The 24,039-nt window shown below is 63.9% G+C and carries 26 protein-coding genes and 2 tRNA genes; 13 read left to right on the top strand and 15 right to left on the bottom strand.

Annotation, left to right across the window (positions count from 1 at the left end):
- Nucleotides 1-3 precede the first annotated feature (3 nt).
- A complete protein-coding gene (locus tag VLJ37_02850) occupies nt 4-705 on the top strand; it encodes an NADH-quinone oxidoreductase subunit B family protein (protein ID HSA58603.1) in 702 nt (233 codons plus the stop codon).
- A 52-nt stretch (nt 706-757) separates the two neighbouring features.
- Here the strand turns inward: VLJ37_02850 and VLJ37_02845 are convergent.
- Both VLJ37_02845 and VLJ37_02840 read right to left on the bottom strand, forming a co-directional pair.
- Nucleotides 758-844, bottom strand: a tRNA-Ser gene (locus VLJ37_02845).
- Nucleotides 845-886: 42 nt separating this feature from the next.
- Nucleotides 887-1,336 (bottom strand): EF-hand domain-containing protein, encoded by a 450-nt coding sequence (locus tag VLJ37_02840; GenBank protein HSA58602.1) that lies wholly within the window; start codon nt 1,334-1,336, stop codon nt 887-889.
- A gap of 399 nt (nt 1,337-1,735) precedes the next feature.
- Between VLJ37_02840 and VLJ37_02835 the strand changes: the two genes are divergently transcribed.
- The 6 genes from VLJ37_02835 (at nt 1,736) to VLJ37_02810 (ending at nt 4,808) form a co-directional block, all read left to right on the top strand.
- The gene (locus tag VLJ37_02835) at nt 1,736-1,996 is read left to right on the top strand and encodes a hypothetical protein (protein ID HSA58601.1); all 261 of its coding nucleotides are present in this window, start codon (nt 1,736-1,738) and stop codon (nt 1,994-1,996) included.
- Nucleotides 1,997-3,007: a hypothetical protein gene (locus VLJ37_02830; protein ID HSA58600.1), complete on the top strand. Its 1,011-nt coding sequence runs from the start codon at nt 1,997-1,999 to the stop codon at nt 3,005-3,007.
- 96 nt (nt 3,008-3,103) lie between these two features.
- On the top strand, nt 3,104-3,433 hold the full coding sequence (locus tag VLJ37_02825; protein HSA58599.1) for a hypothetical protein: 330 nt from the start codon (nt 3,104-3,106) through the stop codon (nt 3,431-3,433).
- A 9-nt stretch (nt 3,434-3,442) separates the two neighbouring features.
- Nucleotides 3,443-3,988, top strand: a complete 546-nt coding sequence (locus VLJ37_02820) for an RNA polymerase sigma factor (protein HSA58598.1) — start codon at nt 3,443-3,445, stop codon at nt 3,986-3,988.
- The gene (locus VLJ37_02815; protein ID HSA58597.1) at nt 3,985-4,437 is read left to right on the top strand and encodes a zf-HC2 domain-containing protein; all 453 of its coding nucleotides are present in this window, start codon (nt 3,985-3,987) and stop codon (nt 4,435-4,437) included. The genes VLJ37_02820 and VLJ37_02815 overlap by 4 nt, the downstream gene beginning before the upstream one ends.
- Nucleotides 4,434-4,808: a hypothetical protein gene (locus tag VLJ37_02810; GenBank protein ID HSA58596.1), complete on the top strand. Its 375-nt coding sequence runs from the start codon at nt 4,434-4,436 to the stop codon at nt 4,806-4,808. The genes VLJ37_02815 and VLJ37_02810 overlap by 4 nt, the downstream gene beginning before the upstream one ends.
- On the opposite strand, the gene tadA is transcribed toward VLJ37_02810, so the two are convergent.
- Together tadA and VLJ37_02800 are read right to left on the bottom strand one after the other, a co-directional pair.
- On the bottom strand, nt 4,726-5,238 hold the full coding sequence (gene tadA / locus VLJ37_02805) for a tRNA adenosine(34) deaminase TadA (protein ID HSA58595.1): 513 nt from the start codon (nt 5,236-5,238) through the stop codon (nt 4,726-4,728). The two genes, VLJ37_02810 and tadA, sit on opposite strands and share 83 nt — an antisense overlap.
- Nucleotides 5,239-5,288: 50 nt before the next feature.
- Nucleotides 5,289-5,495 carry a hypothetical protein gene (locus VLJ37_02800; protein HSA58594.1) on the bottom strand — a complete coding sequence of 69 codons (207 nt, stop codon included), beginning with the start codon at nt 5,493-5,495 and terminating at the stop codon, nt 5,289-5,291.
- 175 nt (nt 5,496-5,670) lie between these two features.
- Between VLJ37_02800 and VLJ37_02795 the strand changes: the two genes are divergently transcribed.
- Genes VLJ37_02795 through VLJ37_02785 form a run of 3 tightly spaced genes read left to right on the top strand, consistent with a single transcriptional unit; the run spans nt 5,671 to nt 11,012 of the window.
- A complete protein-coding gene (locus VLJ37_02795) occupies nt 5,671-8,499 on the top strand; it encodes a serine/threonine-protein kinase (GenBank protein ID HSA58593.1) in 2,829 nt (942 codons plus the stop codon).
- A gap of 1 nt (nt 8,500) precedes the next feature.
- Nucleotides 8,501-10,234, top strand: a complete 1,734-nt coding sequence (locus VLJ37_02790) for a sigma 54-interacting transcriptional regulator (protein HSA58592.1) — start codon at nt 8,501-8,503, stop codon at nt 10,232-10,234.
- A 52-nt stretch (nt 10,235-10,286) separates the two neighbouring features.
- On the top strand, nt 10,287-11,012 hold the full coding sequence (locus VLJ37_02785; GenBank protein HSA58591.1) for a hypothetical protein: 726 nt from the start codon (nt 10,287-10,289) through the stop codon (nt 11,010-11,012).
- A gap of 2 nt (nt 11,013-11,014) precedes the next feature.
- On the opposite strand, the gene VLJ37_02780 is transcribed toward VLJ37_02785, so the two are convergent.
- From VLJ37_02780 to VLJ37_02750, 7 genes are all read right to left on the bottom strand, one after another.
- Complete coding sequence (locus VLJ37_02780; GenBank protein HSA58590.1) at nt 11,015-12,016, bottom strand: 2-dehydropantoate 2-reductase; 1,002 nt, start codon at nt 12,014-12,016, stop codon at nt 11,015-11,017.
- A gap of 21 nt (nt 12,017-12,037) precedes the next feature.
- Complete coding sequence (locus tag VLJ37_02775; protein HSA58589.1) at nt 12,038-12,361, bottom strand: pyrimidine/purine nucleoside phosphorylase; 324 nt, start codon at nt 12,359-12,361, stop codon at nt 12,038-12,040.
- A gap of 57 nt (nt 12,362-12,418) precedes the next feature.
- Entirely contained in the window at nt 12,419-13,192 is a 774-nt protein-coding gene (locus VLJ37_02770; protein ID HSA58588.1) for a hypothetical protein, read from the bottom strand.
- 59 nt (nt 13,193-13,251) lie between these two features.
- Nucleotides 13,252-15,210: an ABC transporter permease gene (locus VLJ37_02765; protein ID HSA58587.1), complete on the bottom strand. Its 1,959-nt coding sequence runs from the start codon at nt 15,208-15,210 to the stop codon at nt 13,252-13,254.
- 13 nt (nt 15,211-15,223) lie between these two features.
- Nucleotides 15,224-16,174 carry an efflux RND transporter periplasmic adaptor subunit gene (locus VLJ37_02760; protein ID HSA58586.1) on the bottom strand — a complete coding sequence of 317 codons (951 nt, stop codon included), beginning with the start codon at nt 16,172-16,174 and terminating at the stop codon, nt 15,224-15,226.
- Complete coding sequence (locus tag VLJ37_02755; GenBank protein ID HSA58585.1) at nt 16,171-17,472, bottom strand: TolC family protein; 1,302 nt, start codon at nt 17,470-17,472, stop codon at nt 16,171-16,173. Before VLJ37_02755 ends, VLJ37_02760 begins: the two co-directional genes overlap by 4 nt.
- 59 nt (nt 17,473-17,531) lie before the next feature.
- A tRNA-Arg gene (locus VLJ37_02750) sits at nt 17,532-17,604 on the bottom strand.
- A 72-nt stretch (nt 17,605-17,676) separates the two neighbouring features.
- Here VLJ37_02750 and VLJ37_02745 point away from each other — a divergent pair.
- Nucleotides 17,677-19,275 carry a peptide chain release factor 3 gene (locus VLJ37_02745; GenBank protein HSA58584.1) on the top strand — a complete coding sequence of 533 codons (1,599 nt, stop codon included), beginning with the start codon at nt 17,677-17,679 and terminating at the stop codon, nt 19,273-19,275.
- A complete protein-coding gene (gene efp, locus VLJ37_02740; GenBank protein HSA58583.1) occupies nt 19,272-19,823 on the top strand; it encodes an elongation factor P in 552 nt (183 codons plus the stop codon). Before VLJ37_02745 ends, efp begins: the two co-directional genes overlap by 4 nt.
- Here efp and VLJ37_02735 read toward each other — a convergent pair.
- Nucleotides 19,809-20,288 (bottom strand): SprT-like domain-containing protein, encoded by a 480-nt coding sequence (locus VLJ37_02735; protein ID HSA58582.1) that lies wholly within the window; start codon nt 20,286-20,288, stop codon nt 19,809-19,811. The two genes, efp and VLJ37_02735, sit on opposite strands and share 15 nt — an antisense overlap.
- Entirely contained in the window at nt 20,266-20,553 is a 288-nt protein-coding gene (locus VLJ37_02730; GenBank protein HSA58581.1) for an antibiotic biosynthesis monooxygenase, read from the bottom strand. Before VLJ37_02730 ends, VLJ37_02735 begins: the two co-directional genes overlap by 23 nt.
- An 86-nt stretch (nt 20,554-20,639) precedes the next feature.
- On the opposite strand from VLJ37_02730, the gene VLJ37_02725 reads away from it, so the two are divergent.
- On the top strand, nt 20,640-21,581 hold the full coding sequence (locus tag VLJ37_02725) for a metal-dependent hydrolase (GenBank protein ID HSA58580.1): 942 nt from the start codon (nt 20,640-20,642) through the stop codon (nt 21,579-21,581).
- A 7-nt stretch (nt 21,582-21,588) separates the two neighbouring features.
- Here the strand turns inward: VLJ37_02725 and VLJ37_02720 are convergent, their stop codons facing one another.
- Both VLJ37_02720 and VLJ37_02715 read right to left on the bottom strand, forming a co-directional pair.
- Nucleotides 21,589-22,782: an NAD(P)/FAD-dependent oxidoreductase gene (locus VLJ37_02720; protein HSA58579.1), complete on the bottom strand. Its 1,194-nt coding sequence runs from the start codon at nt 22,780-22,782 to the stop codon at nt 21,589-21,591.
- Nucleotides 22,783-22,791: 9 nt separating this feature from the next.
- Nucleotides 22,792-23,922 (bottom strand): fatty acid desaturase, encoded by a 1,131-nt coding sequence (locus tag VLJ37_02715; protein ID HSA58578.1) that lies wholly within the window; start codon nt 23,920-23,922, stop codon nt 22,792-22,794.
- Nucleotides 23,923-24,039: the final 117 nt, after the last annotated feature.

Below are 24,039 nucleotides of genomic sequence, written 5' to 3'. Positions count from 1 at the left end.
ACTATGTGGCAAGTTCTCAAGAATCGATGGAAGCAAGGGCATCGCACGCTGAAATTTCCGGAAGAGGCGCTCCTTCCCGAGCGTTTTCGGGGAAGGCCGGTCCTCAGCCAGGGGAAACAGCTTGATCTCGGAAGATGCCTGTTCTCGTCCGATGCCGACAGGGACCGGGCCAACGAGCCTGTCGTCTACTCCCGCGACTACCGGATGGCGGTCCGCAGAAGGGAAGATTTGATCTTGAAAGGGGAAGAGTACAAACTGGCGGAGGCGCTTGACAAGAAGATGAGAAAACTCTTTGGGCGCTCCCTCAAACTTCGAGAGGTCTGCGCCGGGAGCTGTAACGGATGCGATCTGGAGCTTCAGGCCTTGAACAACGTCGTCTTCGATCTCTCCCGCTTCGGTATCCAGTTCGTCGCCTCGCCCCGGCATGCCGACGGGCTCGTGATCACAGGACCCGTCACGAAGAACATGGAACTTGCCTTGATGAAGACCTATGAGGCGGTCCCGAGTCCCAAGATCGTGATCGCCGTGGGGGCCTGCGCCATCGACGGAGGGCCCTTCGAAGGCAGCCCCGAGGTCAACAACGGGGCCGACAAGATGCTTCCGGTCGACCTGTACATCCCCGGCTGCCCACCGCATCCGCTCACGATCCTTGATGGGTTCTTGAGATTATTAGGGAGGATCGAGGAGGGACGAAGATCCGATTGATGAGAAATTGCCGTGGCGACCAGGGGCCGCCACGCGCGATGTCTTATTAATGCGGAGGGGGAGGGATTCGAACCCTCGATACCCTTGCGGGTATACTAGTTTTCGAGACTAGCGCCTTCAACCGCTCGGCCACCCCTCCCGGACCCAGCCATTTTTAGAGGGGGAACGGCCGAAATGTCCACTAAAAGAGGCTCGCGAAGAAGCCGACGACCTTTTCCTTCACCTTGGCGAGGAGGTTGCCGAGCACGCCGCGTTCCTCTTCGACCCGGGCGTACTCCGTTCGACTCAAGTAGCCGTCGTTGTTCTTGTCCAGCTTGTCAAAAAGGTCGTTACCCTCGTTCCATTCCTGCCGGGAGATCCGGCCGTCGCGGTTTTCGTCCAGGCGGACGAACACCTTGTAGCCGGGGAACCGTTCTTCCAACTCGTTCTCCATCCGTTGCTTCCAGTCTTCGCGGTCATCATCCCGGTAATCCTTGCGGTCGTCGCCTTCGTGCTTGCGGCGGTAGCCATGCGCCGGGGCCCAGTCGGGCGGCTTGGCGAAGGCGAGGTCGAGCGAGATCGTGGGGACGATGCCCGTAAATCCGAGCAAGGCGGTCAAAAACGAGAATCCTAAGAGAGCCTTCTTTTTCATAGAGACCTCCTCCTTGTTTGATATGACCGGATACTCGCGCTTCTCGCCGATTCGTTTCGCTTTTTCCATCCAATTCTTCCCGCCGCTGATTCGTGCCGGATTAGACAGAGGGGAGGGGCCGATGGGGTCCTGGTCTGGCTGCATAAATCCGCACGGACATAGGGATTAAATAAACATACGTAAAAACAGTTAGTTAACTATAGAAAATAAAATACGATACGCTTCCGCACATCATTGGGACCGTTTGGGTCCGTCGCGAACGACAGGGTTTCCCGTGTGATTTTAATAGGTTTTCAAGGTTCCCTTCGCCGCCGGCCGGACTGGCCGCGCCGTTGCAGTGTTATCCCGCATCAGGCGCCGGGATGATCCGGCGTCCTTATATAAAAGAAGGGGGGATTTATGGGGATCACATCAGTCACAGGCGCTTCGGGGGTGATCGCGAGGGGCACCGAAACCGAAGAGTTCAAGACCGCCGGCAGGCCTTCGAGCGCGACGACGTACTTGCCTTCCGGCTCGTCGGACTACGTCACCGCTCCGAAGACGACGGTTTCCGACATCGTTTCGGGATTGCCCAAGGGCGAACGATGCTCGAAACGCAGGGGCTGCACGCCGCCGGCCCCGCGGGGGCCCCAGAGGCCCGAAGCGAAGCCGGGGTCTTAAATGGACGCCGCGGTCACACGCCCCGCATCTCTGCCAGCCCTGGGGGCCCCTGCGTCTGCGCCGGCCGGGCTCCGTCTGGGGGTCTTTCCGTTCGAAGGGTTCGGGCTCCCGCCGGAGCTGGAGATGGCGCCGGTGGATCTGGAGGCGCGGGTGCGGGGGCTCCTGGAAAAGGCGGGTCACGCGGTGGAGTCACCGGCGATGTTCTTGCGCGACATGGTGGGGGTGTACGGGTGCGGCAAATTGGACGAGGGGTGCATGGCGTTGATCGCCTCGGGGATGGGCGTCGACCGCATCATCGTCGGGAAGTTGGAGGCGGTGGAGGGTGCGGCCGAAGTTCGCGTGCGAGTGCGCGTCTATCGGGGCGGCGGGACGCCGGTTGAGATCGATCGCGTTGTGCCCGCGACGCTTGAAGGACTTGCGGAGGGATTCGACGCCGTCGCGCGGGAGGTCGTGCGGGAGGCGGTCGCCGAGCCGCCCGCCTCGATGCCGGAGTCGACAAAAGCGGGAGGCCTCGACGTCGGTCCGGCGTCGGCGCCGGGGCCGATGCCGGCGGAAACGAAGAAAAGGTTTTTACGCTTCACCGGCGCGGGACTGGTCACCGCCGGGGCGTTGGCCGCCGGCACCGCCGTCTGGATGGGCGCCCGCTGGTTCGCGGCGCGGCGCGTCTACCGGGAAGGCGTTGCGGACTGGAGCCGGCCCGGCGGTCTGCTCGACTTGCCGCTCGACGGGCCCGTCAACGAGGGGGATCTTCTCTGCCACGTCGGCCCCGGTCCGATCGAGGACGCCACCGCGGCCGAGCTGACGCGCCGGGGCGTCTTCGACGCCTGCCGGCGCGGGCGCATCTCGTCGATCGTCGGTTGGTCCGCCGCCGGCGCCGGAGCGGCCCTCATCGCCGTCGGCGCGGCGCTCCTCGTCGCGGGCCGTAGGAGATTCCGTCCCGCCCTAGGGTCCGTCGCTCCGTTCATCGGGCCCGGCTCTTTTGGGCTGACTCTGCGCGCGGAGTTTCGCTGACACTTCCCCCCCCTCCCGCGCGTCTAACCGTCACACAAGGTCGCTTCCCGCGACACGGCACTCGCCGATGCTCGTAGAGGAAGCCAGGGAGGGATCATGAGAAAATCCATCGTAACGGGCGCGTTGGCCGTGAGCCTGATCGCGGCGGGGGCCGTTGCGCCGTTCGTCCCGGACGCGATCGCGCGTTACTCCGAAAAAAAGGAGGCCAAGTTCAAGACGATGCGGGAACGGCGTCTGGAGCGCATGACAGAGAATCTTAATCTGAACGCGGGCCAGCAGGCGAAGATCAAGGCGATCTTCGACGAACAGCATGCCAAGATGAAGGCCCTGCACGAGGAGACCCACAAGAAGGTGCTGGCCGTGCTCACGGCGGAACAGAAGGCGAAATTCGAAAAACAGCGTGAGGAAAGAAGGAAGCCGGACTAGACTCGCGTCGTGGCGATCCCGGATCGAGACGAATTCGAGGCGTTCGTCCGCGGCCAGCAGGAGCGCATGCTCCGGCTCTGCGCCGGGATGCTCTCCGACGCGGCGGAGGCCGCGGACGTCCAAGACGCGGCGCAGGAGGTCTTCGTGAAGGCGTACCGGGCGTGGGGCACGTTCCGCGGAGAGAGTTCCAGGGCGACGTGGCTTTACCGGATCGCCGTCCGGCACTGCATCGACCGTCTCCGCAGCCGGGCGCGATTTAGGAAAATATTCTCGGAGCCGTCGGGAACACAGGGCCTCAAGGAGGCCGATTACGAGGCCTACGCGTCGTCGGCGGATGCCGCCGAGGCGGAGTCGCGGATCGCGGTTCGTGAGTTGCTCGAGGCGTTGCCGGAGGACGACCGAGCGATTCTGGTCTTGCGGGAGATCGAGGGGCTTTCGTACGCGGAGATCGCTCGCGTGTTGGACAAAACCGTCGAGGCGGTGCGCTCCAAGCTCGCGCGGGCGCGGCAGGCCCTGGCCCGGACCTGGGAGAAACGATTGAAGGAGGGGTCATGAGCCGCCCAGATGAAAGTCGCCAAGACGAACATCTCCAAGTCTATCTGCTCGATGATCCGGAAACCGGAGAGGACGAGCGCCGGGGGATCGAACTCCACCTCAAGTCTTGCGGCGATTGTCGAACGTCTCTGGAATCCTTCCGCCGGGCGCGGCGTCTCCTGCAGAGTCCCATGACGGTTCCGGAAGGAGAGCGCTTTGTGACGCGGATCCTGTCGCGGGTCGAGGCGGAGGGGACGCCGAGGACTCCGGGTTTCCCGAAGTGGCTGCCCGCCTCCCTCCTGGCCGCCGTACTCGCCCTCGCGGCGGGCCTCTATTTCATGAGTTCTCCCGCAACAACGACTCAAGACCTGCTTGCCGCGGGTGACGAAGGCGGCTTTTACGAATGGGCGACGGCGTCCGGCACCCCGTCTGAAGACGAGGTGCTCGCCTTCGTGCTGGAGGATCTATGATGTCCTGGAAAACCTTGCTGGTCGGGTTCTTGGCCGGCCTCCTGGCGGGCGCCGGGTGGGGGGCCTGGTACGCGGGAGGGCGCTACGGCCGGTGGGACCGGTCGGAAAGGCGGGAGGAGAGGATTCTCAAGCTCTTTACGCGCGAGCTCGATTTGACGCCCGAGCAGAGGGGCGCGGTCGGAGAGCTTCTGCGCGGCCAGAGGGAGCAGATCAAGTCACTCCGCGACGAGCTCAAGCCCCGCATGGAGGCGATCCGGGAGACGACGCGCGCGCAGATCCGCGGCCTGCTCAAGCCCGGGCAGATCGAGACGTTCGAGCGGTTCGAGGAGAAGCGCCGCCGGCATCGCGAGGACCGAGCCGAAGGGCCTTGAAGAATTTCGTCAGCACGTCTCCGCATTCCTTGCCCAAGACGCCCGAGACGACCGCGATCCGGTGATTGAGCCGCGCATCCTTCGAAAGGTCATAGAGTGATCCGCAGGCGCCCGCCTTCGGGTCCATCGCGCCGAAGACGAGACGCGGCACGCGCGCCTGGATCAGGGCCCCCATGCACATGAGACACGGCTCGAGGGTCACGTAGACGGTGACGCCGATCATCCGCCAGCCCTTCAACTTCCGCGACAATTTGCTCAAGAGATAAAGCTCCGCGTGGCCGAGGGGGTCGTTCTTGGATTCGCGCAGGTTGTGGGCGCGGGCAAGGATCCGGCCGTCCTTCACGGCGACCGCCCCGATGGGGGCCTCCTTCTTCTTGGCCGCCTTCGCGGCCTCCCGGAGGGCCTCCCGCATGAAGGAATCGTCGTTCACTCCTGACGTATGTATGCGGAAGGCCCCCGGGAGACAATCGCGATGTGGGGCTACTGGCGGTATTTCAGCCCGCCGGTGATCGCCAAAAGCGAGGAGCTGCCGCCCTCCGCGTAGCGGTCTTCGGGCCGGTTGGTCGCCGGGAGATCGGAGGGACGGGTGTTCTCCGATAACTGCACGACGGACGTGTTGGTGGGATCGAACTCGGCGCCCGGGTTTTGCGGAGCGCTTGGGTCCTTCTTAATGGAAACCATGGTCATAATGACCTCCTGTGGAAGGGGCTTAGAGCAAGCCCGGTGCCAGACAGGCCCCGCACACCGGCCGGACGAACGATCTGCGGAAAGGTAAAAAATAGAACAATATGACCTATCTATTTGAATTAATGTTAAAAATGAGTCGCCCCCTTTTTGTGCGGAAGTGTGAGATAATCTGTTGATGCGCTATGAGCGGGTGAGACCGTTGGGCCGGGGCGCGACCGCGGAGACCTTTCTTTGCAAGGATCTCCATCGCGGCGGGAGACCGGTCGCCCAAAAGCTCTTCTTTCCGGAGTGGGCCCGAGAACGCCCCGATCTCATCGACCGCGAATTTCAAACCCTGGCGGGGCTCGCGCATCCCTTCATCGCCTCCGTCGAGGATTTTGGAGAGGAGGACGGCCGGCCTTACCTGGCGAGCGAATTCGTCGAGGGCCAGAATTTGATCCAAGCGATCCGAGGCCTGGACGTCCATCAAATCGTCTGGCTCTTTCTTCAGGTCTTGGAGGCCCTGGACTATCTGTACTTCCGGAACGTCGTCCACCTGGACCTCAAACCCCAGAACATCCTCGTCCGCGAATCGCCCTCCCGCGGCCGCGAGGTGAAGCTAATCGACTTTGGGCTTGCCTCCGTGATGGGGAGGTCGCCCGCGGGCGAGGCGCTCGGCACGCCTCCCTACACGGCCCCGGAATTCGCCCTCCGGCGCGGGATCGACACGCGGAGCGATCTCTACTCCGTCGGAGTCCTGCTCTCGGAAGCCCTGACCGGCCGGCCGCCCTTCGAGGGCGACGACCCCGTCGCCATCCTCAACCGGCAGATGGAGGGGAATCCGCGGCCCGTGACGGGGGAGCTTTCGCCGTTCGTCCAAAGGCTTCTCGACCGCGATCCCCAAAAGCGTTGGGAGACGCCGCGTGCCGCGTTGGAGGGGCTTCGAGGGGCCCTGGGCGGAACGTCTCCGACGGCCCGTGCGGTCCCGATTCCGCTCTTTGAGGACGCCGGACTGATTTTGAGGGAACGGGAGGCCCGCGATTTGCTCGATGGGATTTTGGACGGACCCGGGACGTGGACCGTCCGGGGAGAGGAGGGTTCGGGCAAGACGTTCCTGGCGCGCTGGCTTGAGCGCGAGCTCTGGTCGCTCCGGAAAGACGTGCTCTTCCTGCGCGGAGACAGGATCGTCCTGGAAGCGCCCGAGCCGTCGGCTGTCCCGCCGGAGACGTTCCTGTTGATCGACGACGCGGACGCCGGTCCCGTCGCGGCATGGCGCCTGTCCTTGCCCCCGGGGTTGCAAGCCCGGGTCGTTCTCTTCGTCCGTGACGCCCCGCTGGAAGGGAATGTCGTCGCCTTGACGCCTCTGAAGCCCGCGTCCCTCGAAAGGGTGTTGAAAAAAATCCTGCCCGGGATTCCCCCATCACTCGTCAATGCCTGGAGCGAGGCGGCCGGCGGAAGCCCCGGGAAACTGGTCCGGCAGGGACGAAGCCTCGTGAACCGCGGAAAGATCGTCCGCGACGGCCTGGGCTGGAGGATTTCGGCGGGAGAGGGGCCCTCCACCTCCCTCAACGATCCGTCCGAGAGGCTTTTCGCCTTCTTGGGGAAGGCCCAGGTGTCACTGGACGCGGAGACGCTCGCAGTCTGGACGGGATGGTCGGTCGCGGAGGTGGAGGAGGCCGTCGCCGACGCCCTTCAGGCGAGGCGGCTGGAAAGATTTTTCTCCGGCGGCCGCATCCTCTACCGTTCCGTGCAAGAGGAGGGCGGGGAAGCGGAGGTCCCGCCGGCCGATCCGGACGCCTTTTTTCGGACGCTGGACGAGGAGGGGCGCTACGAAGACGGGCTCGACGTCTTCGAAAGGCACTACGGCGGCGAAATTCCCCCGAGCTTGGCCCTGGCCAAGGCCCGTCTCTTGGCGGGGGCGGGACGGTACGCCGAGGTTCGCGCCTTGCTCACGTCCGACTTTATTTCGGGACTGGCGGCGCGCGGGCAGGCCTCGGCCCTGGAGACCCTCGGCAAGGCAGCCCTCTTCGAGGGACGGAGCCCCGAGGACCGGGAGCAACTCACCCGGGCGGTCGCGCTGGCCTCGGCCGAAAGGGATTTTGACGTCCTCTCACGGGCGCTTCTTCACCTGGGCATCCTCGCGCAGAGGATGGGCGACTTCCGCGGCGCGGAGGGGTTCTACGGGCACGCCCTCGCGTCGGCGCACGAGGCCGTGTCGAGGGACCTCCTGGCGGGCGCCGCCCTCCTCAATCTCGGGAATTTGAACTTCGACGCCGCCCAGTGGCCCGCGGCCGAAACCTTTTATCAAAAGTGCCTCGAACACTTGAAGAGGACGCGCCACGACTCCGTCACGGCACAGGCGTATCTGAACCTCGCGAACCTGTCCTTTTATCAGGGGAGGCTCCTTCAGGCGGAGGCGTTCGCCCGCGAGGCCTTAAGGTTCTCGGTGCCGCGCCGGTATCTCCCGACGCAGGGCCGGGCCCTCCTTCTGCTCGCGATGGTCGACGGCGAGCGGGGGGCCGTCGGGCGGCAGGGGGAGAGGCTTTCGGAGGCGGTCTTCGTCCTCGAGGCGGCCGGTCAGACTTTTGAAAGGGTCGTGGCGCTCATTCACCGGGCCTATTTTCGGGAAGCAAAGGGGGGGTGGTCCGAGGCGGAGGCTGATGCCCGCGAGGCGATGGCGCTCGCCCACCGGTCGCGCGCGGAGGACCTGGAAAAGCAGGCGGGGCTCATCCTGGGGAAGGTCCTGGCGCACGACCGGAAGAACGACGAAGAGGCGTGGAAGTCCCTCGAGGCCGCCTGCCGGCACTTCTCGCACGGAAAGAACCTTCAGATGGGCTGGGAATGCGAGTTCGAGTGCGGGGAGTTCCTCAAGGCGCGCGGGTGCCCGACGGAGGCCCGCGCCTGCTACGAGCGGGCGCTGGAGGCCGTCGATACGCTCACGCTCCGGATGCCGGACGCGGCCCGCGAGGCCTTTTTGAGGGACCGTAAACGCGAAAAAATTCTCGAACGAATGGCGGGAGGTTGAGATGAACGACGATCTCCTAAAGCTTCTCGAAACCAACAAGGCCCTGGTCGCCCTGGGCCAAAAGCAAAAGATGCTCGATTTCACGCTCGACGAGGCGATCCGGCTCTCCGGGGCCGAGCGCGGTTTCGTCGTTTTTCAGGACCGGGCCGGCGGTTTCGAGATCGCCGCCGCGCGGAGCTTCGACCGCGAGGACCTCAAGAAGGCCCACGAGAAGTTCAGCGTGACCGTCTTGAAGCGGGTGATGGAGACGGGCGAGCCGCTGCTCTCGATGGAGGCGGCCGAGGACGCACGCCTCAAGGCCGCCGAGAGCGTCATGAAGATGAAGCTCCGCTCCATCCTCTGCGTGCCGATCCTCAAGGCGGGCGTCCCTTTGGGCGCCCTGTATCTCGACAACCGTTTCACCGAGGGGGCCTTTCAGGAACATCAAGTCCGGCTCGTCACGCTCTTTGCGGACCAGGCCGCGCTCGCGCTGGCCGCGATCGATTCGTTGGAGACCTCCGAACGCCACGCGCGGGAGTTGGAGGCGTTGCAGCGGCAGTTGGCGGTCGCAAACGAGGCCCTCCAAGACCGGCTGGCGGCCACGGAAGGGGAGAGGGATCAGGCGCGGCAGACCTTGGAAGGTTTCGGCGCGGCGCCCGGGGCGGCCGCCTTCTCGAAGGGTTTCGAAGGGATGATCGGGCACTCGAAGGCGATCCGGGAGATCCAAAAAACCATCTTAAGACTCAAGGACGCGGAGCCGTCGGTCTCCATTTACGGCGAGTCGGGAACGGGCAAGGAACTCGTGGCGCGCGCCATCCACCGGAATTCGAGGCGGCGGGAGAAACCCTTTCTGGCGATCAACTGCGCCGCCTTCTCCGAGCAGCTGCTGGACAGCGAGCTCTTCGGGCACGTGCGCGGGGCCTTTACCGGCGCCGACCGCGACCGGCGGGGCCTCTTCGAGGAGGCGGACGGCGGGACGGTCTTTCTGGATGAAATCGGGGAAACGACCCCCGCGATGCAGGCCAAGCTCCTGCGCGTCCTGCAAGAGGGAGAGATCCGTCCGGTGGGTTCGAGCAAGTCCCGCAAGGTGGGCGTGCGCGTCGTCTGCGCGAGCAACAAGGATCTGCAAAAAATGGTCCGCGAGGGGGGTTTTCGGGAAGACCTCTACTACCGTCTCGTCGTCGTCCGCATGAACCTCCCGCCGCTCCGAGAGAGGCGCGAGGACATCCCCGACCTGGTCCGGCACTTTCTCAAAAACAATGCCCTCGGTCTTCCGCCCGAGTTCGTCTCCATCGACGACGGCGCGCTCAAGCTCCTCTGTGACTACGATTGGCCGGGCAACGTCCGCGAGCTTCAAAACGAGCTCACCCGGTGTCTCGCCCTGGGCAAGGGGCACGTGACCGCGGGACTCCTCTCGCCGGAGATTCTTTCCCTTCCCCAGGAAAAGGGATTGATCCTGGAAGGTCAGGGTTTGGAGGGGAACCTCAAGGCCCTGGAGAAGAGGCTCGTGATGAAGGCCCTCGAAGACGCGAAGGGGAACAAGCGTCAGGCCGCCGAAGCCCTGGGTGTCTCGCGCGTGACGCTCTATCAAAAGATGCGGACGCACGGGCTCTCCGGACGCCACGGGCGCGCCAATGCGCAGACGATCCGGAAGGCGCTCCGCGAGGCGGGGGGGAACAAGACGCTGGCGGCGCGGAAGCTCGGGATGGGGAGGCGCACACTCTATGATCGATTGAAAAGGCCGGGGGGCGTATAATCGGAACCCGTGCGACCTCCCGGCCGATAAGAGAGGAAGGCGCGAGGACATTTTGAGACAGGTCCATCTTTCAATCCTGACGGGCCTTTGGGCCGCCCTGATCTGGGGCGGCGGTTGCCCGGCCCCATCGGTCGGTCCCGCGCCCGCGACGCCCTTGGCGCCCCCGTCCTCATTCAACGCGACCTCCGAGGAATTTAAAGCCGCGCCGGCCGAAGAGCCGGCTGTCGCGCCTCCGATGGCGCCGTCTCCGTCCCCCGTCCCTCCGCCGGGCGCGACCGCGGAGGCGACGCCCTCGTGGACGGCTTCGTCGGCGGGCAGCGTGGGGTGCCTGGCCGCGGAGATCCTGGTCCCCGTCTCCCTCAAGGACCGGATGGCCATGCAACCCGAGGGCGTGGGTGCGACCGTCGAGGTTCGAAACCCCGAGACGAGGGAGAGGGAGCCCTTGGAGGCCCATGAGCTCGCGATGTCGCTCCTGTTCCGCGATCCCTCCGGAAACGTGATCGACGAGGGCAGCGCCGGGTTCTACAAATCCCTTGAGGTCGGCGTGAAGATTTTCTCGACTTACGTTCCCCGGACGATCGTCGGGGCGGCGGCGCCGTCCGGTCCCACCTGCGAGGAGGTCTGGGAGGAACTTCTGGAAAAGCGTTTCGTTCTGGCCTTCTCCTACCGTCGCGAAAAGAACGTCTACCGCGGGGCCCCCGGCGAGGACGTCGCCCTCCTGCCGGCGGGGCAGATGCTGAGGCTCGATCCTGTCGTGCTTGCCCCCCTGATTCGCTGAACCTACAAATTCAATTCCCTGGCCGAGATCTGATCCAAGAAATTGAGAAATTCGTAAAGCGTCGTGTTGATCGGCACGGGGAGTCCGAACTTCTCCCCCTCCCGGACGATGAACCCGGAGAACGTCTCGTGTTCGAGCCTCCGCCCGCGCTCGAAGTCTTGGAGCATGGAGGGTTTGACCGACCGGAGCTCCTCGCTGGAGAGGGTCAGGTGCTGGTCGATGATGGACTCCGAGAGCTCCACGCCGTGCCGGGCGGCGACGGCGAAGACCTCGCGCATCGTCGCCCTTAAGAGCCTGTGCATGGCCTCGGACTCGAGCACCACGCCCACGGTGGCGCGGGCGACGGTGCAGACCTGGTTGAAGGCCGTGTTCCAGCAGAGCTTGATCCAGAGGTCTCTTCGGATGTCGCCGGAGGCGTGGACTTCGATCCGGGCCTTGCGGAAGGTTTCCACGATTTGGTCCAGCCGGTTGGTTTGAGGTGCCATCCCGCCCTCCGCGCTTCTCGTGCTACGGGCATTTCCTCGTCCACCCGCCTGCGGCGGGTACCCGGACTCGGTCATCTCCCCGATCGCCACCGTCCCGCGGGCGCTATGGTGGATCACGCCCGGCTCGACGACCTCCGCGCCGATGTAGCAGACGCAGCCCAACACCTTCTCCCGGCCGAAGGCCGTCGCGAGCTTGATCTCGTTCTCGACCCCGTTCTGAAATGAGAGGAGGAGTGTGCCGTCGCCCACGACGGGACGGATCTGCCCGATGATCTGGTCGGTGTCGTAGGATTTGACCGCCAAGACGAGAAGATCGGGAGGGGCGTAGCCTTCGAGGGAATCGACGACATGGACCCGGGCGTGGAAATCGCCTCGAAAGCTCTTGACCACGAGATCGTGCTTCTTCAACGCCTCGAACGTCGCGCCCCGCGTCAAAAAAGTCACGTCCTCGCCCGCGAGCGCGAGCTTGGTGCCGTAGAACCCGCCCACGGCCCCGGCCCCGATGATCAGGATGCGCATGCCCCTATTATAGACGAGGCCTTACTCGAAATAGCAGACGTATTCGCAGATCCCGCCCTCGGCGGTGATCGTGAAGGCGGAATTGCCGGGGATCCGGAACTCCTCGCCGGCTTTGTGCGAGGTCATCGCGCCGCTGGCCTGGACCACCCGGCAGGCGCCGGCGGTGATCACCATCCGCTCCGGGGCGCCCGTGTTGAACCTGTAGGTGCCGGGGTAAATCAGTCCCAGCGTGAACTTCTTGCCTTTCATGTCATAGGCCGAATGGCTGACGACCTTGCCGTCGAAATAGACGTTGGCCTTGGCGTCGACCATGACATTGTCAAACTTTGAGGGCGTCTCGGACATGGGGAAATCCTCCGACGGAGGGGTTTAGGGGAAACGGGAGGATTTTCCAAGCGACTTTCAAAGGCCGTAACTCTTTCTCTCCGCGGCCGGGAAACCAGCCGTCATCGCCTTCAGGAGGGGACGCGGAAAGGTCTTGATCCCGCCCGACTCGGTGAAATGGAGGAGCAGGGTGCGGCGCTCGTCGGCGCTCAGCCACGAAACGAGGTGGCCCGTAAATGCCTCGAGGGCGAGCAGCGCGAGGGGGTTGCTCCGGTAACGGTATTTTGAAAAACACCGGAGCACGCCCTCGGCGCGGACCAGGCGCTCCTCGGCCGGAAGGTGTTTGAAGCGGTGCCGGATGAGCTCGTATTGCGTGGGGTGTCCGGCGATGTCCTCCATGTCCATGAGTTTTCCGATCCGCCAGGACTCGTGGGTGATGGGGTCCACGGGGCCGGTCATCGACCAGACGGCGTCGCGCGCGATTTCTTCCAGGCGGGCTTGGATGCGCCGCAGCCAGCGGTTCAATCGCTCGATGAGGCCGGGGGCGAGAAGCGGCCCCGAGGCCATGGCCAGGGCGGCGTCTCCGGAGATCGATGCGTGTCCCGCCAAACAGACCGCGAGACCCAGGCCCACGGCGAGCACGGCCATGGCGGGCCAGGCGGGCGAGGCCGTTCGGGAGGTCAGGCGGGACAGGGGAATCGCCGCGGAGCTCGAAAAGCGATCCTCCGCCGGGTCTAACAAGGGAGTAAAAAGCCCCGGCGCGAAGGCCGCCGGCGGAAGGTTCGCCTCCGGGGCGGTCAACGCCGTGAATTGATGGGCCGCCGAGGCGATGATGGGGGTGGTGAGGGCCACGAAACGGAATTCGGCCGGGGGCCGGGAAGGTTGCTCTCAAAAAAAACCAAAAAGACGCATCACTCGTAACGCAAGGCCTCGATGGGGTTGAGCTCCGACGCGCGTTTTGCCGGATAGAGGCCGAAGACGATGCCGACGAAGGCCGAAAAGAGGAAGGCCAGCGCCACCGAGTCAGGGGTGACGGAGGTGGTCCAGCCGGCGAACTGCGACATGGCGAGGGTGACGATCCAGCCCGAGGCGATCCCCAAAAGTCCGCCGACCACGCTCACGACCACCGCCTCCACCAGGAACTGGAGCAGGATGTCCTCGCGGCTCGCTCCGATCGCCTTGCGGAGGCCGATCTCCCGCGTGCGCTCGGTCACGGAGACGAGCATGATGTTCATGATGCCGATGCCGCCAACCAGGAGAGAGATCGCCGCAATGGACGCGAGGAGGAGCGACATGACCCGGTTGCTTTCGGTCAACGCGTCCTTCAACTCGGAGAGGTTCCGTACCTGAAAGGCGTCCTGTTGCTGGACCGGCGGTACGCGGTGCCGGGCGATCATGAGGCTGGTCACTTCCTCCTGAGTCGCCTCGATCTCGGCGGCGTCGGCCACCTCGATGTCCGCCGAGTCCACGTAGTCCTTGCCCAACAGCCGGTACATGGCGGTCAGGACCGGCACGACGACGACGTCGTCTTGATCACGCCACATGGCGAGACCTTTTTCGGGGAGGACGCCGATCACGCGGAGGGCGACCCGGTTGATCCGAATGGTTTCACCCAAGGGATCCTTCTCGCCGAAGAGTTCGCGGACGACGGTCACGCCCACGAGGGCCACCAGGCTTCTCTGCCGGTTTTCCTCCTCCGTGAAGAAGCGGCCGCTCTGAGGCTCCGAGGCGCGTATCTGGGCGTAGGACGAAGAGACGCCCAAGATCTGCGTGCTCCAGTTCCGGTCCCCGAACGCGGCCTGGCCGCGGCCCGAAACCGAGGGCGAAACGTCGCGGATGGCCGGGATCTTCTCCTTCAGGGCCTGGACATCGTCGAGAGTGAGACGCGTGACCGACCCGGCCTCCAGGACGACGCCGCCCGCGTGGGTGGCGCCCGGCCGCAGGACCAGCAGGTTCGAGCCGAGCGAGGAGAGTTGGGCCTCAATCGCCTTCTGGGCCCCGTGCCCGAGGGCCAGCATCGCCACCACCGCTCCCACGCCGATCAGGATGCCGAGCATGGAGAGGGAGCTCCGCACCTTGTTGGCGGCGAGGCTCCGGAATCCTTGTCGTGCCTGTTCCCAGATTTCTCGGAGTTTCCCCTGGTAGCTTTCCTTGGAAGGCATCGACGGAGTTTGCGGCGTTGCGGTCAGGGTCCTGAGGGGACGTAACCGCTCGTCCGACTGGACCTTCCCGTCTCTCATCCGGATCACGCGTTTCGCCCGGTTGCCGATCTCGTCCTCGTGCGTGACCATGATCACGGTGATGCCCCGCTCGTTCAGCTTTTCCAGGATGCTGATGATCTCGTCCTCGCTCTTGGAGTCGAGGTTGCCCGTCGGTTCGTCGGCGAAGAGAATTCTCGGGGCGTTGACGAGCGAGCGGGCGATGGCGACCCGCTGCTGCTGTCCGCCCGAGAGCTCGTTGGGGCGATGCTCCGCGCGATCACTCAAGCCCACGGTCTCGAGGAGCTCCCGGGCCCGCTCGAAGTCATAGGCGCCCTTGGCGTAGAGGGCGGGGAGGGCGACGTTTTCGCGGGCCGTCAGGCGCGGCAGGAGATGGAACTGCTGGAAGATGAAGCCGGTCGTGTTCCGGCGGAGGGCCGCGAGAACGTGGTCTGACATCCGGGAGGTCTCGACCCCGTCCACGAGGTAGGAGCCCGAATCCGGCTGGTCCAAAAGGCCCAGGACGTGCATCAGCGTGGACTTCCCCGAGCCCGACGGGCCCATGATGGCCACGAAGTCGCCGTCCTCGATGGTCAGAGAGACGCCTTGAAGGGCGCGGACGGTCGCGGCGCCCAGGGAATAGGTTTTATGGACGTCTCGGATCTCCAACATGCGAACCCCTCGACTATCGGCCTCCCGGCCGCCTGATGGGTGAAAGAGGGTTCGTGCCGCCGGCGGGGCGGCTCGCGGCCTTTCGCTGCGGGATGAGGACGGTCTCGCCCTCCGCGAGCCCCGTCAGGATCTCGACACGGCGCCCGTCGTTCAATCCCACGGTCACCGCCTTCTCCGCCGGTTCCTTTGCCTTCGGGTCTTTCACGAGCGCGACGGAGCGGCCTTCCACCGTGCGCACGGCCTCCAGGGGGAGAAGCAGGGCGCCCGGTTTCGATGCGACGCGAAACTCCACGCTCGCCGTCATGCCGCTCCTTAAGTATTCCGGGGGGTTCTCGGGGAGGACGTCCACCACGTAGATCGTCACGTTGTTCACGGTCGTGGAGTCGTAGGCGATCTGGTCGACTTGGGCGGAAAAGACCTCCTTCGGATAGGCGTCCAGGATGACCTGGGCCGGCTGCTTCAGCTTGATCTCCGCGATGTCCGTTTCGTCCACCTGGGCCTTGACGGTCAGGCGGTCGGAAAGGACGAAGATCGCGTCCGCCGTCGTGAAGCTCTGGCCGGGTTCGACGTTCCGCGAGATCACCATCCCGTCGATGGGGGCCAAGATCGGAGTCGCCTTGTAGAATTCCTCCCAGCGCTTGAGTTCCTGAGGGCCGCGCGCCCGGGCGGCGTCGAGCAAGGCCGCCCTTTCCGAGGAACTCATCCAGGCCAAAAGGTCACCGCGCGCGACCGCCTGGCCCTCGTCGACCAGGATCTCCTCCACGCGCCCCGAGATGGGAGGCTTGATTTCGAGGCGGTTTTCCGGCGCAACGGTGCCGGTGGCCGTGATGGTGACGGTCAGGTCTCCCCGCGCGACGGCGGCTTCGCGGTACAAGGGGGCATCGCCGGTCTTTCGGTTCCAAACGACAAAGGCGATCACGAGCAGGAACGCAACCGCCGCCGCGATCAGGATCTTCTTCTTCATTCGAATACCCCCCGTCCCAAGGCCCTCTCCCAGGCCGCCTCTGCCGTGATCCGGTCCCGCTGACTCACGAGATAGGCCTTTTGGCGGTTGATGAGATCGTTCTCGATGATATCCCAGTCCTCGAAAGAGATCAGTCCGTTGTCATACTTGCTCCGCGCGATCTCGGCCCGCACGCTCGCCGCGTCCAGAAAGGACTTGTCCGCCTCGAGCCTCTTGACCGCGTCGACAAAGGCCTTGTGCGCCGAGACGAGCCTCGCCCGCACCTGGGTTTCCGCGCCGGTCTTGTTATAGGCCGCCGCCAAATCACGCGCCTTGGCGCTCTTGAAGTTGTGGTAGTCGGTGCCGCCGCTGAAGAGGGGAAGGGAGAGGCCGACGCCGACGGACCAGCGGTTGTCCTCCGGAAACCATTGGTCGCCCTGGCGCCCGACGGCGGCATTGACGTCCAGGCTGGGGAAGAAGGCCGACCGGGCCTCGCGGACGGTTTCCTGGGCGAGTTTTTTTTGTCCCGCGGCGCGCCGGAATTCGGGCGTCTGGTCCATGAGCCCGTCCAGGCTGTCCGCGTAGCTCTTCAAGGGGCGGGGTTTCGTGACCGGCACGGTCCCCGCCACCCGGATCTCATCGAGATTTTCGCGGCCGAGGACGCGGGCGAGTTCCTGGCGCGAGGTTTCGATCGCGTTCGCCGCCTGTTGCCGGTCGAACTCGGCGTCGTCCAGGTAGGCGCGCGAAAGGAGGAGGGACCCCTTGTTCTCGCGCCCGCTTTCGAAGCGCAGTGCGACCAGGTTTGAGTTGTCCCGGCGGCGCTTCACGATGTCCTCCGTCAGCCTGTGAAAATCCTGGGCGTATCTCAGCTCCGCGAAGGCCGACTTGAGGTCGAAGCTGGCTTGGGAGCGGGCCAGATGGAGATCCGATCGCGCGACGGTTTCGTTCGCCTTGCCCTGGCCGATCCTGGCCTTGTCGCGGAATCCGGAAAAGACGTTCTGCCGGGCGTTCACCGAGAATGAGAGGAAGGAATTGTTGTTATCGGTCAGGACGCCGCCCGCCGAGGGCGTCAAGGTGCCCGGGGAGCTCGTGGACCGCCCGCCGTTCGAGTAATCGGCGTTGCCCGTAACCTGCGGAAAGAAGGCCCCATAGGCCGCCTTGGTCTGGTAACGCGCCGAGGAGACCGTCGCCTCGGCCGCACGGATCGTGGGATTCGCCTGTGCCGCCTCATCGACGCATTCCCTCCACGAAAGTGTCTCTGCGGCGGCGTTTGGCGCGGCGAGGAGGACCAGGACGATCATGACTCGCGGCAAGCGCATAAGGTTCCCTATCCCAGTTTGAGACGGCCGGGGGAGGGAAAAAGTGTCGCGGAAAGATGTGGGCCCGGCGCGATTCGAACGCGCGACCCTCTGCTTAGAAGGCAGATGCTCTATCCCCTGAGCTACGGGCCCTGTTCCCGGGGAACTTAACGGTAAATTCACTCCTTTTCAATCTGAGACATTTCTCATAGAAGACCGAATTCCATGGAACGCGCCCCGCGCAAGACCTTCGCCATCATCTCGCACCCGGACGCCGGCAAGACGACCGTCACGGAGAAGCTCCTCCTCTTCGGGAACGCCATTCACATGGCGGGCGTGGTCAAGGCGAAAAGGGCCAAGCAGTTCGCGCGCTCCGACTGGATGGAGATCGAAAAACAGCGCGGCATCTCCGTCGCGTCCTCCGTCATGCAGTTCGAGTACGGCGGAAATGAGATCAACCTGCTCGATACTCCAGGCCACCAGGACTTTTCGGAGGACACCTACCGGGTGCTCACGGCCGTCGACAGCGCGCTCATGATCATCGATTCGTCGAAGGGTATCGAGACCCAGACGAAAAAGCTCTTTCAGGTCTGCCGGGACCGGAATCTCCCCATCATGACCTTCATGAACAAGGTGGACTTGGAGGGGCGCGATCCGTTCGAGCTCGTGGACGAGGTCGAAAAGGTCTTGGAACTGCCGTGCTTCACGATGACCTGGCCGATCGGGCAGGGGAAGGGCTTCAAAGGCGTCTACGACCTGACGGAAAGGCGCATCCGGCTCTTCGAGGCGGGACAAAAGACCCGCGGCTTCGAGCAGAAGTTTTACACGGACTTGGATGACCCGGAGTTGAACGAGAAGGTGGGAAAGGATCGGATCGACCGGCTGAGGGACGACCTGGAGCTCCTGACGGGGGCGGGGCACGACTTTGACCATGACCGCTACCTGGCGGGGCACTTAAGCCCGGTTTTCTTCGGGTCGGCGGTCAATAACTTCGGCATCCAGGAGCTTCTGGAGGCCTTTTTGCGACTCGCCCCGGGACCTCGGCCGCGGCCGACGGAAACGCGGGAGGTCAATCCCGACGAGCCCAAGTTCACGGGGCTAGTCTTCAAGATCCAGGCGAACATGGACCCAAAGCATCGCGACCGCACCGCCTTCCTCCGCATCTGCTCGGGCGAGTTCGTGCAGGGGATGACGGCTTACCACGTCCGGCAGGGGCGCGAGTTCCGGATCAACAACGCCCTCCAGTTCCTGAGCCAGGAGCGGAAGAACGTCGACCGCGCGTACGCCGGGGACATCATCGGCATTCACGACAAGAACCTGATGATCGGCGACTCCCTCACGGAGGGAGAACCCCTCAAGTTCACGGGGGTCCCTCATTTTTCCCCGGACCTTTTCGCGCGCGTGGACCTGAAGAACCCCATCAAGAGCAAGCAGCTGCAGAAGGGCCTGGAGCAACTGGCGGAGGAGGGGACGTCCCAGATCTTCCGCCGCAAGAACACCTCCGAGACCATCATCGGCGTCGTGGGCCAGCTCCAGTTCGAGGTGGTGAAGTTCCGCCTCCTGCACGAGTACGGCGCGGACGCCGTCTTTACGCCGCTGCCCTACGAGCTTTCCTGCTGGTATCACGCGGACGACAAGAAGGTTCTGGAGGACTTTTGGGACTACTACCGCTCGCATATCGTCCACGACGTGCGCGGCTACCCGATGGTCCTCTTCAAGAGCGAATGGGAACGGGATTACGTCCAGAAAAACAATCCCAAGGTGACCTTTTACACCAACCTGATTTCATACGAACAAGACATCAAAGGAGGGAAGAAGGCATGATCAACGCCACACAGATTCGGGTCGGGGATATTCTGAATATCGAAGGAGTCCTCTACCGCGTGCTCAAGGCCCAGCACATCACGCCGGGCAAGGGCAACGCCCAGGTCCAGGTGGACATCCGGAACCTCAAGACCGGCATCAAGAACAACATGCGTTTCCGGTCGGTCGATTCGGTGGAAAAGGTGGACGTCTTCGAAAAGAAGGTCAACTTTCTCTACCAGGACGGGGACATGTACCACTTCATGGACCCCGAAAACTACGAACAGTTCGAGCTCTCCAAGTCCCTCCTCGAGGATGTGATCCCCTACCTCAAGCCCGAATCGCCGATCGTGCTCCTGACCCATGACGAACGCCCGATCAGCGTGAGCGTTCCCAAGAAGATGGCGTTCACGGTCGCCGAATGCGATCCCCCCACCAAGGGCATGGCGGGCGCGACGAAGGACGCGGTGATGGACAACGGTCTCCAGGTGAAGGTCCCCCTCTTCATCAAGACCGGAGAATCGATCGTGGTCGATACCGAGACCGGGGATTACTTAGAAAAGGCGTAGGGATAATTGTTCGGGGGCTTCCGCGGGGACGGCCGCCGTCACGTGATTCCGCGCCGGTTGGAAGAGAAACTTCCGGTTCGCGCGGATCCAGTCGCGCGCGGCGCGGTAGTCCCGAAATTTCCTTTCGAGGGCCTTGAATTCCGGGCCGTGAAACTCGGTATAGCCGCTCCTTCTCTTGGCCGGAACCACGGCGTGGCACATCTCGTGATGCAGCACCGAGGCCACGACGAAGACGGGAACCCCCGCCTGGTCGAGGACCGGATTCAAGACGATCCGGTTGGCGCGCGGCTCGAAGCGCCCGAGCTGGCGGACGCGCCGGACCCGGGAGGCGCGGACGCGGCCCCAGGCGAGTTTGCATTTCACGGAACCCGAAAAGTAATCGCGGTTGATCCAATCGAAAAGCGGTTTGAGATGATAGACCTTGCCGCGGTATGCGGCCGGGTCAGAGAACGACCTGGTAGCCATTGAATTCGGGAGGCCCTTGCACGAGCCCCTGGCTCCCGCCTTGGCCGTGGGCCCTGGCGAAGGCCTCGGATTCCGTCCAAGCGCTGAAGGCGTCCTCGTTTTCCCAGACCGAGTGCGAGATGTAGACCCCGCCGTCTCCCCGCAGGAGGTGGAATTCCTTAAACCCAGGAACCCCCTTGAGATAGCTTTCGCGCTCGCGCCAGACCTTTTCGAAGTCCTGATCCTTTCCCGGCTTGATCCAGAACTTGTTCATCGCGATATACATGGATACCCTCCCACGAAAGCATCGAGATCGTTTGTGTATTCCGACTCCCATGCCATATTTCAGGGGCGACGACAAGGAGAGAGCACATGGACACGCTGACACAGGGTCTCCTCGGCGCCGCGGCGGCGCAGGCGCTGACGCAAAAAAGGATCGGGAAAAAGGCCCTCCTCGCCGGCGCGTTGGGCGGGATGGCAGCCGACCTGGACGTCTTCATCTATTCCCCGTCCGATCCCATGCTCGGTGTGACGCTTCACCGGCACTTCACGCACGCCCTCCTGTTCATCCCCGCCGGGGCCCTGATCGTCGCCCTTTTTCTCAGGGTCTTCCGGGCGTACCGGGAGGACTGGGCCGGCGTGTCTTGGGCCTGTTTTTGGGGTTACGCCACCCACGGGCTTTTGGACGCCTGCACGAGCTACGGCACGATGCTCCTCTGGCCGTTCTCCACGGCGAGGATTTCCTGGGACTGCGTCTCCATCGTCGACCCGGTCTTCAGCGGCGCCTTGATCGCGGGCGTTGTCTGGGCTCAATGGAAGAGACGTCCCCGGGCGGCGGTCCTGGCCCTGCTCTTTTGTCTCGCCTATCTTGGTTTGGGGGAAATCCAGAATCGCCGCGGGGAGGCCGCACAAAGGGAGATCCTGCACGCGCGGGGTCACGAGGCCGTCAAGGCGCGGGTGATGCCGACCCTGGCGAACCTGGTCGTCTGGCGGTCCCTCTACGAGGCGGACGGGCGGCTTTGGGCCGACACGATCCGTGTCCCGATCGGGAGCGGCGCAACTTACGCCGAAGGGGCGAGCGTCACCGTCCTTCGTCCCGAAGGGCTGCCTCCGGGCTTTCTCGAAAACCCGGCCCTCAAAAAGGACTGGGAGAAATTCCTCTGGTTCACCGAAGGGTTCGTCGCGCTGAGCGGCCGGGGCGACGTTGTGGGAGACATGCGGTACTCCTCCGAGACGGGGGGATTCAAGCCGCTGTGGGGGATCGTGATTCCCGAAAACCCCGCGCGCGCGAAACACGTGGGCTGGACCTTTTGAGACCGGTTCAGACCGCCTGTCCCGCGGCCCAGCCCGAGGACCAGGCCCATTGGAAGTTGTATCCGCCCAGGCGGCCGGTGACGTCCACCACCTCGCCGATGAAATAGAGCCCCGGGACCTTCTTGGACTCCATCGTCTTGGAGGAGAGCTCCTTGGTGGCCACGCCGCCCCGGGTCACCTCCGCCCGGTCGTAGCCCACCGTGCCGGCAGGCGTGAGGGTCCATCGGTTGAGGATGGCGCCGAAATCGCGCAGGTCCTTGTCCGAAACGCGGATCAAGGCCACCTCGGGTGCGTCTTGGATTTGGCAAAACGCCTCCGCGAAACGTTTGGGGAAGAACCCGGTCAGCGCGTTCTTGAGGAGGGCCTTCGACCCTTCCCTCTTTTTTTCGACCAACCATTCGGCCGCATCCGTTCCGGGCAGGAGGTTGATCGTGACCGGGGCGCCCGGCTTCCAATAAAGCGAAGCTTGCAGGGCGGCCGGACCGCTCAGCCCCCGGTGCGTGAAGAGGATGTTTTCGCGGAACGAAACGCCGTCGCAGGAGAGGATCGCGTCGAGGGAGACGCCTGAGAGGCCTTGGAGCCGCTCGAGCAACGCGGGGTCGAGACGGAAACCGTCCAAGGCCGGCGCGGTCGGAACGACGTCCAGCCCGAACTGGCGGGCGATGTCGTAACCCAGCCCCGTGGCGCCGATCTTGGGAATGGAGAGGCCGCCGGTCGCGACGACGAGAGACGAGGACTCAAAATCGCCCCGGTTGGTTTCAACGACGAATACGCCCGCCTCCTTGCGCACGCCGGCGATTTTCGTTTGTAGACGGATGACCACGCCCGCCTTGACGCATTCGGAGACGAGCAATCGGACAATGTCCTTGGCCGACCGGTCGCAAAAGAGCTGCCCGAGCTTCTTCTCATGAAAGGGGATGCCGTGGGCCTTCACCAAGGAAATGAACTGCTCCGGCTGAAAGCGGGAGAGAGCGGACTTGCAGAAGTGAGGATTTTCCGAAACGTAGGCCTCGGCCGGCGTGTGCAGGTTCGTAAAATTGCACCGTCCGCCCCCGGAGATGAGGATCTTTGCTCCGATCTTCGCGGCATGATCGAGGACGACGACCCTGCGACCGCGCTTCCCCCCCTCGATGGCGGCCATGAGGCCCGCACCGCCGGCCCCCAGGATGACGGCATCCCAATGCTCGGAATTTCGAAGCACGACCCGTTGCTACTGGCTGCGCAAGGGGGAAGGCAAGGCCGGAAATGACATCTTGAAGATGCGTTTGAGGGATTCCTTGAGCGTCTTGCCCCAATCCGAACGGTGATACCGGATCCCGTATTTTTTGCAGATCTTTTGGATCTTCGGCCCGACCTCACGAAGGCGGTTGGGCGGCAGTTTGGGAAAGAGATGGTGCTCGATTTGATAGTCGAGGGCCCCGCACAGGACGCTCACCGGGACCGGGACGTCGTAGTTGTGGGCCGCCTCGATCTGGGCCTTGTACCACTCGCCGCGCCCCTTGGCCTTGAAGTCCTTGTCGAAGTACGTCAGATCGTCGCCGAAATGCCCGGCGTAGATCGTCGCGCACGTGTAGACATTCCGCATCGTTTCAGCGGTGAGGTTTCCCGCGAGCACCTTCCACCAAAGAGGTCCGGCCAGCATCGGCCAGAAGCCGAATTCGTAAAGGGAATAGGGAATCATCTTCTTGGCCGTCTGCTTGAAGGCCTTCAGAAGGGTTGTGATCTTCTTGTCCGGCAGGACGTTGGCGTAGGTCTCGTCGTTTCGCGGGTGGGTCAGGTCGGTCAGGCCGGTCGCGTGAATCGCGATCGTCCATGCGAAAATGGGCGCGGTCCAGAAGAACTGCAGGAATTGGACGAGGTTGCGCGGCAACCACCGTGTCTGTTCCGCGATGCGCAAGCCGCCGTAATTGAGGTCCGGATCCCTGCCGACGATATTCGTGTATTGATGATGAAGGATGTTGTGCTCGTGCTGCCATGCCTTCTCGTCGACGGGCATGGTCCATTTGAAGGCGGAGGGATAAAACGCCTCCGCGCCCTTGAGGCCGTCCCAACACCCGTGCAAAGCGGAATGGCCGATCTCGGCCGTCTCGAGCTGGTGATGGAGCCAGAGGGAGAAGACGCCGGCGGACCATGTGAGGGGGTCCAGGCTGAAATGGATCAGCGCGCGTCCGACGGCCTCCGCGGCCCGTGAGACCTTCCGCAATTTCTTCACGTAGGCGACGTCCTCGTCTCCCAATCTCGCCCGCACCTCCTCGCCGACGGCGGAAATCTCGCGGCCGAAGGCCTCGAATCTCTCCGGGGTCCATGCGGGGGTTGCGGCGGGCGTCTTCTTGCGTGGCATCAGGCTCTCCTTGACGGTTGATGGTGAATTAAGCGCACAACTGTACTCCGAAAATAGTTCAATTTGGAACATTGTCAAGGAACATCAATGTTGCAATGGTCCTCAGGGCGATATATT

This window comes from bacterium (assembly GCA_035454885.1).
In the GTDB taxonomy this organism is placed as follows: domain Bacteria; phylum UBA10199; class UBA10199; order JACPAL01.
The sequence above is the reverse complement of the archived record's forward strand: the minus strand, read 5'-3'. Positions and strand labels throughout refer to the sequence as shown.

What these genes read in the sequence shown, in the direction of transcription:
- VLJ37_02850 (HSA58603.1), top strand. Translation starts at nt 4, where the DNA reads ATGTGGCAAGTTCTCAAGAATCGATGGAAGCAAGGGCATCGCACGCTG.
- VLJ37_02840 (HSA58602.1), bottom strand. Translation starts at nt 1,336, where the DNA reads ATGAAAAAGAAGGCTCTCTTAGGATTCTCGTTTTTGACCGCCTTGCTC.
- VLJ37_02835 (HSA58601.1), top strand. Translation starts at nt 1,736, where the DNA reads ATGGGGATCACATCAGTCACAGGCGCTTCGGGGGTGATCGCGAGGGGC.
- VLJ37_02830 (HSA58600.1), top strand. Translation starts at nt 1,997, where the DNA reads ATGGACGCCGCGGTCACACGCCCCGCATCTCTGCCAGCCCTGGGGGCC.
- VLJ37_02825 (HSA58599.1), top strand. Translation starts at nt 3,104, where the DNA reads ATGAGAAAATCCATCGTAACGGGCGCGTTGGCCGTGAGCCTGATCGCG.
- VLJ37_02815 (HSA58597.1), top strand. Translation starts at nt 3,985, where the DNA reads ATGAGCCGCCCAGATGAAAGTCGCCAAGACGAACATCTCCAAGTCTAT.
- VLJ37_02810 (HSA58596.1), top strand. Translation starts at nt 4,434, where the DNA reads ATGATGTCCTGGAAAACCTTGCTGGTCGGGTTCTTGGCCGGCCTCCTG.
- VLJ37_02800 (HSA58594.1), bottom strand. Translation starts at nt 5,495, where the DNA reads ATGACCATGGTTTCCATTAAGAAGGACCCAAGCGCTCCGCAAAACCCG.
- VLJ37_02795 (HSA58593.1), top strand. Translation starts at nt 5,671, where the DNA reads ATGCGCTATGAGCGGGTGAGACCGTTGGGCCGGGGCGCGACCGCGGAG.
- VLJ37_02790 (HSA58592.1), top strand. Translation starts at nt 8,501, where the DNA reads ATGAACGACGATCTCCTAAAGCTTCTCGAAACCAACAAGGCCCTGGTC.
- VLJ37_02780 (HSA58590.1), bottom strand. Translation starts at nt 12,016, where the DNA reads ATGCGCATCCTGATCATCGGGGCCGGGGCCGTGGGCGGGTTCTACGGC.
- VLJ37_02775 (HSA58589.1), bottom strand. Translation starts at nt 12,361, where the DNA reads ATGTCCGAGACGCCCTCAAAGTTTGACAATGTCATGGTCGACGCCAAG.
- VLJ37_02765 (HSA58587.1), bottom strand. Translation starts at nt 15,210, where the DNA reads ATGTTGGAGATCCGAGACGTCCATAAAACCTATTCCCTGGGCGCCGCG.
- VLJ37_02760 (HSA58586.1), bottom strand. Translation starts at nt 16,174, where the DNA reads ATGAAGAAGAAGATCCTGATCGCGGCGGCGGTTGCGTTCCTGCTCGTG.
- VLJ37_02755 (HSA58585.1), bottom strand. Translation starts at nt 17,472, where the DNA reads ATGCGCTTGCCGCGAGTCATGATCGTCCTGGTCCTCCTCGCCGCGCCA.
- VLJ37_02745 (HSA58584.1), top strand. Translation starts at nt 17,677, where the DNA reads ATGGAACGCGCCCCGCGCAAGACCTTCGCCATCATCTCGCACCCGGAC.
- efp (HSA58583.1), top strand. Translation starts at nt 19,272, where the DNA reads ATGATCAACGCCACACAGATTCGGGTCGGGGATATTCTGAATATCGAA.
- VLJ37_02735 (HSA58582.1), bottom strand. Translation starts at nt 20,288, where the DNA reads ATGGCTACCAGGTCGTTCTCTGACCCGGCCGCATACCGCGGCAAGGTC.
- VLJ37_02730 (HSA58581.1), bottom strand. Translation starts at nt 20,553, where the DNA reads ATGTATATCGCGATGAACAAGTTCTGGATCAAGCCGGGAAAGGATCAG.
- VLJ37_02725 (HSA58580.1), top strand. Translation starts at nt 20,640, where the DNA reads ATGGACACGCTGACACAGGGTCTCCTCGGCGCCGCGGCGGCGCAGGCG.
- VLJ37_02715 (HSA58578.1), bottom strand. Translation starts at nt 23,922, where the DNA reads ATGCCACGCAAGAAGACGCCCGCCGCAACCCCCGCATGGACCCCGGAG.